The following is a 12,005-nucleotide window of genomic DNA, read 5'->3' on the forward strand; positions in this document are numbered from 1 at the left end:
AAGTCGCTGACCGCGCGAATCTGCACCGTGGGGTCTCAAGGGATAGCGCAATCGATAGCAGTAGCGGCACTCAGACGGTAACCCGAACGGCAACGCAAGAGGCCCCGCATGAGCGGAGCCTCGAGAAGAGCGCCTGTTGTGGCGCAGACTGGCTATCGGCACAGACTGGCTAGCGGGTCAGGGCGCCAGCAGTTGCTTGTGCCATTCGCCGTCTTCTGTGTCCAGGCGCTGGTAGCGCACGCGATCGTGCAGGCGCGAGGGCTGCCCCTGCCAGAATTCGATCATCTCCGGCACCACGCGATAGCCGCCCCAATGCTCCGGACGCGGCACCTCGGTGGTGGCATAGACCTGCTCGAAGCGACCCTGGCGCTCGCTGAGCCACTCGCGATCGGGAATCTCGACACTCTGCTGAGAGACCCAGGCGCCCAGCTGGCTTTCCTTGGGGCGTGAGGCGAAGTACTGATCGGAGGTGGCATCCGCGACCTTCTCGACGCTGCCTTCGACGCGCACCTGGCGCTCCAGCGCGGGCCACCAGAAGGTCAGCGCAGCGAAGGGCACATTGGCCAGTTCGCTGCCCTTGTGGCTCTGATAGTTGGTATAGAAGATGAAGCCTTCACTGTCGCAGCCCTTGAGCAGCACGATGCGCGCATGCGGCTTGCCCTGGCTGTCGACGGTGGAGAGCGTCATGACATTGGCGTCGTTGTCATCGGCGGACAGGGCGCTGGTCAACCACTCCTGAAACAGTTCGAAGGGTTCCAGCGGTGTGTTCGCAAGGCTCAGGCCATCACCGGAATAGGTTCTGCGCACATCGGCGATATCGCGGTTCATGGTGGGCTCCCTTGATGAATTGCTCATGTAATGACATGACTGTGACCGCTCACGTGCTGGATCGCAAGCCTCAGACCCCGCCCAACTGCAGCCACGCCATGTAAAGCCCGGTGCCGACGGCAATCGAGAGCAGCGCATTGCGTCGCCACAGATGCAGTCCCGCCACGCAGAGGGCCGCGACCAGCATGCCGGCGCCCTCGGCACTCTCGAGCCAGCTTTGCCAGGCCGAGATGCGGTGCGCGGACTCTGACATGTCAGGCAATTGCATGGCCGACAGCGAGACGATGATCAGCACGACCATCACGATGGCCGGCAGATAGCGGCCCATATGCAGAATCAGCGGATGGGCCGAATGGCGGGAAAGAAACACGAAGGGCAGCGCGCGTGTGGCGAAAGTCGCACCGGCTGACACGGCGATCAATAGCAAAGCCTGCAGGGTCGTCATGGGGTGGTGTGCTCCGAGGCTTGATTGTGCTCAGTCTGGCGTTCGCCAGACTTGCCTTGATGATGATCGTCACGCGGGGCAGGCGTGACGTGTGGCTGATGTTTGCCACGCTGGTAATGATACTGCCCGAGCAGGAGAGCGCAGGCTGCCGCGATGCTGCCCAGCAACAGCTGATCTTTCGGCAGCAGCCACAGGCCCGCGAGCGTGACCAGCAGGCCGAGCATGAAGGGCCAGCGCTCGCGCAGGGCGAACCACTGTTCGATGCCCAGCACCACGAACAGCGCCGTCAACGCGAACTCGATGCCGCTGCTGTCAAAGCTGAGCTGTCCGGCTGCCAGACCCAGTAGCGTCCCCAGTACCCACCAGGATTGGTTGAGGAAGGTGATGCGCAACATCAGGCGCTGGTCATCACGGCGCGCCACGGGATCATCGCGTTCGCCGCTGCGCGGCAGGCTGGCCAGCAGCGAGTAGGTTTCATCGGTCAGCCCGAAGATGAGGTAGAGCTTGCCAAGGCCCGCCGCGCGGAAGCGCTCCAGCAACGACAGGCCGTAGAAGAGATGACGCGAATTGAGCAGCAGCGTGGCCACGAAGACCTCGGTGATGCCGGCGCCTGCACCAAGCAAGGCCACCGCCAGGAATTGGCCGGCCCCGGCCAGGATGACCAGTGACATGATAAGGCCCAGCCATGGGCTCAACGGCAGCTGTGTGAACAGCACACCAAAGGCAGCGCCCAGCGGGATATAGCCGAACATCACCGGCAGGGTCTGGTTGAGTGCCTGTTGCCATAGATGGCGACTGCTGACTGGCTGCGGGGGAGACGAGCCCGGACAGGTGGTATCGTCCCGGTAGGCGTGCGAGGTACTGGCCGTGGATGGCGGTGACATGGCGAGAGTTCCGTTCTGCGCAGGCGGGGTGAAGACGAGCGACACAAGCAGGGGGCCTTCGAGAGGCCGAGTCCCGGCAAGCCGCAGACAATCCACGCAGCATATAATGTCATCAAGCGTCAGGCGATGCTGCCAAGGTGGCAGCTGGCAGTGGAAAATGCTGAATCAGCGCACCATTGCTGATATTTCACATGTCTCATGGCGCCAAGGCGGATTGATTTACCGTGAGTCGCCAGGCCATGGCTATCTAACACCAATATCATGCTGCTATGGGGCTGATCGCCCTGCATCTGATGGCCATCGTCTGGCATGGCCTGCGCGGTGCAGTGGCTGATCTGGGCGATGGTGCATGACCGCAAGCATTTCAGGCGCGATGAATCGGTAGTGGATGAGGGCGTGCCAGTGCCATCTTCACGGCCACACTGGGCTTGGCGATCGGCATTGCCGTTCTGGTCATCTGGCAGGGGGCACAGTTGCCGTAAGCTCTGCGCGCTTTCACTCATGCTTTCGCTCTGACTTTTCTCTCCCTTTCGTCCTCAAGCATGCCAATACGCAAGAGCGCCGCCACGAGCTGTCAAGACAAGTGTGTCGTCAGGTCGATCATGGCAAAGCCTCGCTGTGGTCAGCTCGCGGGCGCCGACTCGGCATGGGCGGCGCGCGATGGTTGAGGAGACACGCTGGAATGAAAGGTGGGTAGCAGTGGGGAAGGCGGCAAGCCGCCGTGGGAAGGTGCAAACCGATACCCGCCATTCTCGTCGGCTATTTTACGGCTATTCTAGTCGCCTATTCTGGACGGCTATTTTAGTCGAACAAGGCGCGACGAGAAGGGCGGGCAATGGAGAGGTCAGGGCTTGATCAGGCCTGCGGCTGGCGCTTGAGGTTGCGCGAGCGGAAACGGGCGTAAGCCATGCTGGAAATGAACAGCCCCAGCGCCGCCAGTGCTTCCAGTACGCCGATGACGGCGTGGCCAGGCACACCGGCCAGCATCACGCCCTGCATGATGTAGAGCAGGCTGACGAACGCCAGCCAGACATGACCACGTGCCCGGCGGGTGAAGATGGCGGGCAGAAACAAAGCGATGGGCAGCAGGCGGATCAACAGCGGCAGCAGTCCGCTGTTCTCGCTCTGCGCCATCAGCTGAATGCCGCCGATCAGCAGCAGCAGGGCGACGGCCGCAAAACTTGCGATCACACCCCGACGACTCTTGGCTTCGAGCGCGTCGAGGCCCTGCTCACGTTCCAGTCGTTCAAGCCAGGCACGCATCTATTTCGTCTCCCTGAGAGGTTGCATGGCAAGGGCCAGGCGAGCGATACGCTTGCCTTGCGCCAGTGCCAGGCGCTGTTCGTTGTCATCGACATCGTTGTCGCCACGCTTGCCGCTGACGTGGGTCGTGCCGTAGGGCGTACCGCCCTGGGTGGTCTCGAGCAACTCGGTGGCGCTGTAGGGCACACCGGCATACACCATGCCATGATGCAGCAGCGGGATCAGCATGGTGATCAGCGTGGTTTCCTGACCGCCATGCAGAGAGCTTGAGGCACTGAAGGCGGTGGCAGGCTTGTCGATCAAGGCGCCGTTCATCCACAGCTCACTGGTGGAGTCCAAGAAGTACTTGAGCGGCGCCGCCATGTTGCCGAAGCGGGTCGGGCTGCCCAGCGCGAGGCCCGCACAGTGACGCAGGTCGTCCAGCTCGACATACATGGCCCCGCTGTCGGGGATTTCCGGCTCGGTCTGCTCGCAGGTGGCCGAGATCTCGGGCACCCGGCGCAGGCGTGCCTCGACACCGCTGATGGACTCGATACCGGCGGCGATCTGCTCGGCCAGCGTGCGGGTCGCACCATGGCGCGAGTAGTAGAGGACGAGGACGTACGGCGTCGCGTCGGGGGTCGTTGCGGACATGAGCTTCCTCAGGTGGATGACAATCTATCGAAAGGGGCAAGCGGGGCGCTTGCGTGAGCATACCCTGTCGTCAGGGGATCAGGCGTCGCTCAACAGCACCAGCACATCTTCGGGCGGGCGACCAATGACGGCGTGCGTACCATCATCGAGAATCGGCCGCTGCATCAATTTCGGCGTTGCGGCAATCGCGTCAAGGCGTTGCGCATCGCTGGGCTCGACAAGCCCCAGTGCCTTCCACTCGGCTTCGTTCTCACGGGTCAGAGCCCGCGCGCCGCCTTCCACTCGGGCGGCCAGGGCCTCGAGCTGTTCACGATCAAGGGGATTATCCAGATAGCGGACGGTCTCGAAGGCATCGCCCTCGAGGCGTGTGGTCAAAAGCGCCAGTGTTTCCCGTGACTTGGAGCAGCGTGGGTTATGGTAGAGTTTCAATGTTGACATGACTGTCTCCGTTTCCGGACAGGTGATGGATTTCACGCAAGCGCTACTGGCCATGGCCGGCGGTGGCGAATGAATCAGGCACGCATTGTAGAGGGGCGCACAAGAATGCCACAACTGCCAGGGATCTCGCGGGTCATGCCCGCCATCGGCGTCATCCTCAAGCTGGTATCACGTTTCAACTATCACGACGGCAAGAAGACCGCGTCGGCACTGACCTATACGACGCTGTTCGCCATCGTGCCGCTGATGACAGTCATCTATGCAATGTTCGCCGTCATCCCGAGTTTCGACGGCGTGGGCGATCAGCTGCAGACGACGGTGTTCTCCCAGTTTCTGCCCTCGACCGGGGCTACGGTGCTCGAGTATCTCAACGAGTTCTCCGGACAGGCGCGCAATCTGACCTCGGTGGGGCTGATCTTCCTGTTCGTGACTTCGGTGATGATGATGGTCACCATCGAAGGTGCCTTCAATGCCATCTGGCAGGTGCCGGAAGGGCGCAAGGGCCTGTCGAGCTTCCTGATGTACTGGGCCGTCCTGACGCTGGGGCCGCTGATGCTGGGCTCGGGCTTTTTGCTGTCGTCCTTTCTGACTTCGCTGTCCTTCTTCGACTCGGCCGCCGAGATGCTGGGCGGCAAGGCCCTGCTGCTGCGTCTGTTGCCGCCGCTGTTGAGCGCTGCGGCCTTCACCTTCATCTATGCTGCGGTGCCCAACTGCAAGGTTCGCCTGCGTGACGCCGCGGTCGGCGCGCTGACCACGGCGCTGGCGCTGGAGTTGGCCAAGGCGGGCTTTTCACTTTATGTGACGCATTTCCCGTCCTATCAGGCCATCTATGGCGCCTTCGCGGCCGTGCCGCTCTTCCTGCTGTGGGTATTCCTGTCCTGGTGCATCGTGCTGCTGGGGGCGGAAGTCGCGGCCTGGATGGGTGAGCGCTCCAACGCTGACTGGCATCGCTGGCCGCCGTTCTGGCAGACCCTCGGCGCCGTGATGCTGCTCAAGGATGCCCATGAACGCGGTGAGCCGCTCTCCGATGATCGCCTCACGGAGGTGTTGGGCAGTCGTTATCGGCGTGTGCTCAAGCCGCTGATTGCCGAGAACATCGCCAGTCAGACCCAGGATGGCCAATGGGTGCTCGGGCGTGATCTCAGCCATTACTCGCTGTGGGAGATGGCGCACGCCTTGCCGTGGGAATTGCCGGCCGGAGAGGCGGGCGAAGCGCCGCATCCGCGTCTGGAACCCCTGCGTGAAGCGCTGGAACGTGCACGTGCCGCCGAGAAGGAGCGCATGACCTGTGGTCTGGTCGAGGTGCTGCCCAGTGTCGGTGAAGTGGGTGATGAGGCCGTGCATCAAGAGGAAAAAGACCCGAAAGATCCGCAGCTTGCGACATCCTGAGCTGCACTGGGACGCGATTGCAAGGTGACAGTCTGATGCCGAATGGGCAGAATGCGCACCCTGTGCCGTCTGCTCACCCCGACGGGGGGTGAGGCGGATGTCAATGACGAAGCTGTTGCCCGATGCCGAAATCGATGACGCCTCAGGCGGCCACCAGTGATTGACGCCAAGGAAAAGGCCCGACAACTGTTCGGGCCTTTTCCTTTGCCTATTGTCTCTCGCGCATGAAACGGAATCGCACGCCCGACTTGCCGCAATTCGGCTTGCACGCTGAAGAGCCCGGGTGAGGTATGAGCGAGGTGTGGGTGAGAAATGGGCGAGTCAGGTCAGCTGGCGGCTGCTCGCCGATCAGACACGCAAGTCAAAGGTTGGCATGCCAGGCTGGCGACGGCGTCTTGCTCGCAGGCTGATGCGATCTTTGCGCCAGCGTCAAAACGAACGGAGAGACGAGGCCAGAGTTGGCAGTCCTCCGGTGGGAAGGCACGATGGAATTGACGATGTGGCGTGCCAGTCCCTGGCGCGCCTGACATGCATGAGGGCGCTGTTCGCGGTGCCCGCTGGAGGTGACAACTCGCCGATGAAAAGCTCTGCTCCTGAGAAGACCCCACTGGTCAAGCTGCGTGGCATTGCCAAGACCTTTGGTAATCGCAAGGTGTTGGACAGCCTTGACCTGGATTTGAACGATGGTGAGTTCGTCACGCTGCTGGGCCCATCCGGTTGCGGCAAGACCACCGTGCTGAGAATGATCGCCGGCTTCGAATCGCCGGATGTCGGCACCATCACGCTCGAGTCGACGGTCTTGCATGAGCGCCCCGCTCATCAGCGTCCGGTCAATACCGTCTTCCAGAGCTATGCGCTGTTTCCGCATATGAATCTCTACGACAACGTGGCCTTCGGGCTGCGCATGGAAAAGGTCGCCAAGGCCGAGATTCATGAGCGGGTGCGCGAAGCACTCGAGATGGTGCAACTGGCCCATCTGTCGGACCGCCGCCCGGACCAGCTCTCCGGCGGGCAGCAGCAGCGCGTCGCGATTGCCCGAGCCGTGGTCAAGCGCCCCCGCGTCCTGCTGCTGGATGAGCCGCTGTCGGCGCTGGATTACAAGCTGCGCAAGCAGATGCAGAACGAGCTCAAGCGTCTGCAGCGTCGCCTGGGCATCACCTTCGTGTTCGTCACCCACGATCAGGAAGAGGCGTTGTCGATGTCCGATCGCGTGGTGGTGATGCGCGAAGGAGGCATCGAGCAGATCGGTACGCCGCGTGAGGTCTATGAGTCCCCGAGCACGCTGTTCGTGGCGCGCTTCGTCGGTGAGATCAACCAGCTGGCAGCGCAGGTCGTGCGCCCCGCGGCGACCGCCGGACGCATCGAGATAATGCTGCTCGGTCAGACGCTGGAGCTCAGCGGCCATGGCCGCACCTATCAGGGCGGAGAGGCGGTTCAGGTGCTGTTGCGCCCGGAAGACATGCGACTCAAGGGTGCCGAGGACAGCGAAGGCTTCCCGGCGCGTGTCATCGAGCGCAACTACAAGGGCATGACGCTGGATACGGTACTGGAGCTCGACAGCGGTCAGCAGTTGTTGGCCAGCGAATTCTTCGACGAAGATGACCCTGACTTCGATTACCGCCTCGGCGAGCGCGTGCGCGTCAGCTGGGTGCCGGACTGGGAAATCATCCTGCCCGATGATGAGCCAGCCGTGACGGAGGCGGGTGCATGAGTCTGGTACGCAACCCCTTCAAGACCGCCACCCTGGCCGTCATCTGGGGCTGGCTGATCGTGCTGGTACTGGCCCCGACGCTGTTGGTGGTGCTGGTCAGTCTGATGCCGGAAAACACCGGACAGCTGCTGGGCGGCGAGCTGTCGCTGAGCACTCTGTGGCAGGGCTTTCTGACCAACTATGGTCAGATGATCAGCCCTGTGTACCTGAGTGTCTTTGGCCACTCGCTGTGGATCGGCCTGATCACGACGCTGATCTGCCTGCTGCTCGGTTATCCCTTCGCGTGGATGATCTCACGGGCCAGTCCGCGCCTGCAGCCCTTGCTTTTGCTGTTGGTGATCATTCCGTTCTGGACCAACTCGCTGATCCGCATCTACGCCCTGCGCACGCTGATCGCGACGCGCGGGCTGCTCAACGATGTGCTGATGAATCTGGGCCTGATCGATGCGCCGCTGCGCCTGCTGTATACCGAGGAGGCGGTGATCGTGGGACTGGTCTACATGCTGCTGCCGTTCATGATTCTGCCGCTGTACGCCGTCTTCGAGCAATTGAGTCGCCCGACGCTGGAAGCGGCCAGGGACCTGGGCGCCAATGGCCTGGCCACCTTCCGACATATCGTGCTGCCATTGACCATGCCAGGCATCATCGCGGGCGTGTTGCTGGTGTTCCTGCCGGCGATGGGCATGTTCTATGTCTCGGACCTGCTGGGCGGCTCACGCCATCCGCTGATCGGCAACATCATCAAGGGCCAGTTCCTGGAGGCCAACAACTGGACCTTCGGCGCGGCGATCAGCGTGATGCTGACGCTGGTGATGGCGTTCCTGCTGCTGGCCTATTACCGCAGCGTCAAGCTCTTCAAGCGTGAGGTGACCCTATGAAGGCGAGCGCCGCGCTGCGTTGGTTCAGCCGCTGTTATCTGACGCTGATCTTCACGCTGTTGTATGTGCCGATCCTGGTATTGATCGGCATCTCGTTCAATGATTCACGCAATCCCTTCGTGTGGGGCGGCTTCAGCCTGCGTTGGTACGACAAGTTGCTGGGCAATGGCAATCTGATGGAGGCTGCGCTCAATACGCTGTGGCTCGGGGTGACGGCGGCGACGCTGGCGACCCTGATCGGCACACTGACGGCCACCGCGCTTTATCGCTATCGCTTCCGTGGCAAGCCACTGCTCAATGGCATGCTGTTCACGGTGATGATGATGCCGGACATCGTGATGGCGATCGCCTTCCTGGCGCTGTTCATTGCGTTGGGGATCCAGCTGGGCTATTTCTCGCTGCTGGTCTCGCACGCCACCTTCTGTCTGCCGTTCGTGGTGATCACCGTCTATTCCCGCCTGACGGGCATCAACCCCCAGTTGCTGGAAGCGGCGCGTGATCTCGGCGCCAGTGAAGCCCGCGCCGTCTGGCACGTACTGGTACCGGCGCTGATGCCGGCGATCGCCTCCGGCTGGCTGCTGAGCTTTACCCTGTCGCTGGATGATGTGGTGATCTCGACCTTCGTCACCGGGCCGACGTTCGAGGTGCTGCCATTGCGCATCTACTCGATGGTGCGACTGGGGCTCAAACCTGAAGTGAATGCATTGGCAACCCTGCTGTTGGGGCTGTCGCTCTGTCTGCTGTTGATTTCACAGTTGTTGCTCAAGGAGAAAAAATAACATGCAAGGTACCCGTTTCCCGCTGCGCGCCGCTGGCCTGATGGCTGCCGTCAGCCTGGCTTCCGTGGCCACATCCGCCCCCGTACTGGCTGCGGATGACAGCGACAAGGTCCTCTACGTCTACAACTGGACCGAGTACATGCCCGATGAGGTCATCGAGCACTTCGAAGAGCAGACCGGTATCGATGTCGTCTATTCCACCTTCGATTCCAACGAAGCGATGTACGCCAAGCTCAAGCTGCTGAACAGCGACAACAGCTACGACCTCGTCTTCCCGTCAACCTACTACATCGACAAGATGGCGCGTGAAGGCCTGCTGCAGAAGCTGGATGTCAGCAAGCTCGATCATTTCGAGGACCTCGACCCCAACCTGGTCGATCGTGACTTCGACAAGGGCAACCAGTACAGCGTGCCTTACATGTGGGGCAGTGCCGGTATCGGTTACAACCCGGACTATGTCGAAGAGGGCGCGCTGATTAGCTGGAACGATCTGTGGAACGACAAGTATCGTGACAAGCTGCTGCTCTCCAATGACATGCGCGAAGTCTTCCATGTCGCGCTGGCAAGCCTCGGCTTCAGTGGCAACACCACGGACCCGGACGAGATCAAGGCGGCTTACGAGAAGCTGACCCAGTTGATGCCCAACGTGCGTGCCTTCAACTCCGATGCGGCGCGCGTGCCCTTCATGCAGGGCGAGGTCGATGCCGGCCTGATCTGGAACGGTGAGGTCTATCAGGCCAACCAGGAAGGCGTGCCGGTCGAGTATGTCTATCCCGAGGAAGGCATCATCCTGTGGATGGACACCATGGCGATTCCGTCCAACGCGCGTCACGTCGATGCGGCCTATCAGTTCATCGATTACCTGATCAGCCCGGAAGTCAGCAAGGAAATCAGCGAGTACGTGGGTTACACCACGCCGAGCCTGGCGGCGAAGAACATGATGGCCCCGGAAGTGCGTGACAATCCGGTGGTCTTCCCGACTCAACTGGATCTCGCTCGTGGCGAATTCCAGACCGATGTCGGCGATGCGCTGTCTATCTATCAGAAGTACTGGGAGCAGCTCAAGACCGGGCATTGATCGGTGTTTGAATCGTGATGACGCAAGAAATCACGTCAGCGACTTGAGCTGAACCGACGCCCCGAGGCATGCTCTGTCTCGGGGCGTCGTCGTTTGTCGACCTTGACTGCGCGCTCCACGTAATTGACACGTCCTGGTGAAGACTGGAGGGTGCCATGTCACGTTTTTCCCCTGCAATGATGTCGGCGGCGCATGCCCGTGAGTTGAGCAGTGCCGAGGCGGATGATCTGTTCAGTCGTGAGATGCAAGGCGTTGCTCCTCTGACGCGCGGCAAGGACCGCGCCGATGTCACCACGGCCCGCAAGGGCCCCAGCGAGGCTCAGCTGGTACGGCGTGAAGACGCGCAGAAGACCTTAGGCAACGAGCTGGACGGGCTGTCCGACAGCTACGTGGAGCATCTCTCGCCGCATGACCCGGTCGAGTTTCGCCGCGATGGTATCCAGACCGGTGTGCTGGAGCGCTTGCGCCAGGGCGGTTACCCACCCGAGGCGCAGCTCAATCTGATGCGTCGTCCGCTCATCGAATGTCGCCGTGAGGTGCATCGCTTCATCCAGGAGGCCTGGCGCAGCGAGTTGCGCTGTCTGCTGGTGATTCATGGCAAGGGGCGTGATAGCGAATCGCATGCCGCCTTGATCCGTGCCTACCTGGTGCACTGGCTGGAGCAGATGCCCGAGGTGCAGGCCTGGAGCAGTGCCACACCGCGCCACGGTGGGTTGGGGGCGACGCTGGTGATGCTGCGCAAATCCCGCACGGCGCGTGACAACAACCGCGAACGGCATCAGAAGCGGCGCGGCTGATCGCCACGAGCCGCAAACCCCGCAAGCAGCCAAATCAGACAACTGAAAGCCGACAATGGATACAAGAAAGCCCCCCAGACCGCGATCGTCGCGAGCTGGCGGGGCTTTTTCATGCTCATGGTTTCCAGCTCTCGGATCTCAGCCTTGACCTGAGAGCCATGAACTTCAGCGAAGCCTCATGCCTCGGGCTGCCTATTGCACGCTGTAACCGCGACCGGTGAAGCAGGCACTCAGCGCGCGGCGATAGGTGACTGCGTTGCTGGCGGTCACGGGCGGCGGCGCGGAATTGGCTTCGGCGCCACTCTGCTGATTGGCCCAGCGATGGCACTCATAGCGATCACGCGCTTGCTGGTCTTCGCTCTGGCCCTTGGTGGGGTAGGCGATGACATCGACCGCCGCGGCCGTGAGTGTCGCCTGAGCGGGGGCCTGGACGGGCAGGTATTGCTGTTGACTCTCTTCCCACAGGTAATAGGTGCCTGCCGCCAGGTAATACAGCGTAGCGCCCACCCAGACACCGCGCGCCCCTGCGGGCAGGCCATGACCGTGCCCCGGGCCACCCGGAGCCCAGCGAACCAGCCGACCGGGCTCACCATGCCGGATCACGATGTTGGGGCCTATGTAGCCCGGCCCGTCGAAGCGGCCATGCCCCGGGCCCGCCATGGCGGACGTGGTCGGCAGGGCACTCAACAGGGCGAGAGACAGCGCGAGCGCGCGCAAGGGGGCCTTGCCGGAATGATGGTTGCGACTCATGCGTTTACTCCTGTGTGACCAGCATGGCTTTTGAGTGTGCCAATGGCGTTGGGTGCCAGCGTGCAAGCATCAAGAAAACAAATGACATCCTGCGCCATGTGCTTGCCAGTAAGTTGGACGGTAGTTGGACAA

The 12,005-nt window shown here is 61.9% G+C and carries 14 protein-coding genes; 6 read left to right on the top strand and 8 right to left on the bottom strand.

Annotation, left to right across the window (positions count from 1 at the left end):
• Positions 1 to 177 precede the first annotated feature (177 nt).
• The 7 genes from pdxH to AC5WNI_RS08140 all read right to left on the bottom strand — a co-directional run bounded on the left by pdxH (position 178) and on the right by AC5WNI_RS08140 (position 4,491).
• On the bottom strand, positions 178 to 828 hold the full coding sequence (pdxH, locus tag AC5WNI_RS08110; protein WP_487885983.1) for a pyridoxamine 5'-phosphate oxidase: 651 nt from the start codon (positions 826 to 828) through the stop codon (positions 178 to 180).
• A gap of 70 nt (positions 829 to 898) precedes the next feature.
• Positions 899 to 1,273: a branched-chain amino acid transporter permease gene (locus AC5WNI_RS08115; RefSeq protein WP_043333568.1), complete on the bottom strand. Its 375-nt coding sequence runs from the start codon at positions 1,271 to 1,273 to the stop codon at positions 899 to 901.
• Positions 1,270 to 2,157: an AzlC family ABC transporter permease gene (locus AC5WNI_RS08120; protein WP_487885982.1), complete on the bottom strand. Its 888-nt coding sequence runs from the start codon at positions 2,155 to 2,157 to the stop codon at positions 1,270 to 1,272. The genes AC5WNI_RS08115 and AC5WNI_RS08120 overlap by 4 nt, the downstream gene beginning before the upstream one ends.
• Positions 2,158 to 2,276: 119 nt before the next feature.
• On the bottom strand, positions 2,277 to 2,660 hold the full coding sequence (locus tag AC5WNI_RS08125; protein ID WP_487885981.1) for a hypothetical protein: 384 nt from the start codon (positions 2,658 to 2,660) through the stop codon (positions 2,277 to 2,279).
• A 352-nt stretch (positions 2,661 to 3,012) separates the two neighbouring features.
• Entirely contained in the window at positions 3,013 to 3,420 is a 408-nt protein-coding gene (locus AC5WNI_RS08130) for a DUF2069 domain-containing protein (RefSeq protein WP_487885980.1), read from the bottom strand.
• A complete protein-coding gene (gene wrbA, locus AC5WNI_RS08135) occupies positions 3,421 to 4,053 on the bottom strand; it encodes an NAD(P)H:quinone oxidoreductase (RefSeq protein WP_487885979.1) in 633 nt (210 codons plus the stop codon). It lies immediately after the preceding gene.
• A 78-nt stretch (positions 4,054 to 4,131) separates the two neighbouring features.
• The gene (locus tag AC5WNI_RS08140) at positions 4,132 to 4,491 is read right to left on the bottom strand and encodes an arsenate reductase family protein (RefSeq protein WP_487885978.1); all 360 of its coding nucleotides are present in this window, start codon (positions 4,489 to 4,491) and stop codon (positions 4,132 to 4,134) included.
• A 105-nt stretch (positions 4,492 to 4,596) separates the two neighbouring features.
• Between AC5WNI_RS08140 and AC5WNI_RS08145 the strand changes: the two genes are divergently transcribed.
• The 6 genes from AC5WNI_RS08145 to smrA all read left to right on the top strand — a co-directional run bounded on the left by AC5WNI_RS08145 (position 4,597) and on the right by smrA (position 11,123).
• A complete protein-coding gene (locus AC5WNI_RS08145) occupies positions 4,597 to 5,880 on the top strand; it encodes a YihY family inner membrane protein (protein ID WP_495929100.1) in 1,284 nt (427 codons plus the stop codon).
• A gap of 577 nt (positions 5,881 to 6,457) precedes the next feature.
• The gene (potA, locus tag AC5WNI_RS08150; protein ID WP_487885976.1) at positions 6,458 to 7,591 is read left to right on the top strand and encodes a spermidine/putrescine ABC transporter ATP-binding protein PotA; all 1,134 of its coding nucleotides are present in this window, start codon (positions 6,458 to 6,460) and stop codon (positions 7,589 to 7,591) included.
• Positions 7,588 to 8,469, top strand: coding sequence for a spermidine/putrescine ABC transporter permease PotB (gene potB / locus AC5WNI_RS08155; RefSeq protein ID WP_200019777.1), 882 nt, complete (start codon positions 7,588 to 7,590; stop codon positions 8,467 to 8,469). Before potA ends, potB begins: the two co-directional genes overlap by 4 nt.
• Positions 8,466 to 9,248 (top strand): spermidine/putrescine ABC transporter permease PotC, encoded by a 783-nt coding sequence (gene potC, locus AC5WNI_RS08160; RefSeq protein ID WP_043333579.1) that lies wholly within the window; start codon positions 8,466 to 8,468, stop codon positions 9,246 to 9,248. The genes potB and potC overlap by 4 nt, the downstream gene beginning before the upstream one ends.
• Before the next feature lies 1 nt (position 9,249).
• Entirely contained in the window at positions 9,250 to 10,326 is a 1,077-nt protein-coding gene (locus tag AC5WNI_RS08165; RefSeq protein ID WP_487885527.1) for an extracellular solute-binding protein, read from the top strand.
• A 155-nt stretch (positions 10,327 to 10,481) separates the two neighbouring features.
• Positions 10,482 to 11,123, top strand: coding sequence for a DNA endonuclease SmrA (gene smrA, locus AC5WNI_RS08170; protein ID WP_487885528.1), 642 nt, complete (start codon positions 10,482 to 10,484; stop codon positions 11,121 to 11,123).
• A gap of 192 nt (positions 11,124 to 11,315) precedes the next feature.
• Here the strand turns inward: smrA and AC5WNI_RS08175 are convergent, their stop codons facing one another.
• Positions 11,316 to 11,873, bottom strand: a complete 558-nt coding sequence (locus AC5WNI_RS08175; protein ID WP_487885529.1) for a hypothetical protein — start codon at positions 11,871 to 11,873, stop codon at positions 11,316 to 11,318.
• Positions 11,874 to 12,005 lie beyond the last annotated feature (132 nt).

This window comes from Cobetia sp. PDI-12MA (assembly GCF_059507695.1).

Excerpts from the sequence above, each read along its gene's own strand:
- pdxH (WP_487885983.1), bottom strand. The coding sequence starts at position 828 with ATGAACCGCGATATCGCCGATGTGCGCAGAACCTATTCCGGTGATGGC.
- AC5WNI_RS08115 (WP_043333568.1), bottom strand. The coding sequence starts at position 1,273 with ATGACGACCCTGCAGGCTTTGCTATTGATCGCCGTGTCAGCCGGTGCG.
- AC5WNI_RS08120 (WP_487885982.1), bottom strand. The coding sequence starts at position 2,157 with ATGTCACCGCCATCCACGGCCAGTACCTCGCACGCCTACCGGGACGAT.
- AC5WNI_RS08125 (WP_487885981.1), bottom strand. The coding sequence starts at position 2,660 with ATGAGTGAAAGCGCGCAGAGCTTACGGCAACTGTGCCCCCTGCCAGAT.
- AC5WNI_RS08130 (WP_487885980.1), bottom strand. The coding sequence starts at position 3,420 with ATGCGTGCCTGGCTTGAACGACTGGAACGTGAGCAGGGCCTCGACGCG.
- wrbA (WP_487885979.1), bottom strand. The coding sequence starts at position 4,053 with ATGTCCGCAACGACCCCCGACGCGACGCCGTACGTCCTCGTCCTCTAC.
- AC5WNI_RS08140 (WP_487885978.1), bottom strand. The coding sequence starts at position 4,491 with ATGTCAACATTGAAACTCTACCATAACCCACGCTGCTCCAAGTCACGG.
- AC5WNI_RS08145 (WP_495929100.1), top strand. The coding sequence starts at position 4,597 with ATGCCACAACTGCCAGGGATCTCGCGGGTCATGCCCGCCATCGGCGTC.
- potA (WP_487885976.1), top strand. The coding sequence starts at position 6,458 with ATGAAAAGCTCTGCTCCTGAGAAGACCCCACTGGTCAAGCTGCGTGGC.
- potB (WP_200019777.1), top strand. The coding sequence starts at position 7,588 with ATGAGTCTGGTACGCAACCCCTTCAAGACCGCCACCCTGGCCGTCATC.
- potC (WP_043333579.1), top strand. The coding sequence starts at position 8,466 with ATGAAGGCGAGCGCCGCGCTGCGTTGGTTCAGCCGCTGTTATCTGACG.
- AC5WNI_RS08165 (WP_487885527.1), top strand. The coding sequence starts at position 9,250 with ATGCAAGGTACCCGTTTCCCGCTGCGCGCCGCTGGCCTGATGGCTGCC.
- smrA (WP_487885528.1), top strand. The coding sequence starts at position 10,482 with ATGTCACGTTTTTCCCCTGCAATGATGTCGGCGGCGCATGCCCGTGAG.
- AC5WNI_RS08175 (WP_487885529.1), bottom strand. The coding sequence starts at position 11,873 with ATGAGTCGCAACCATCATTCCGGCAAGGCCCCCTTGCGCGCGCTCGCG.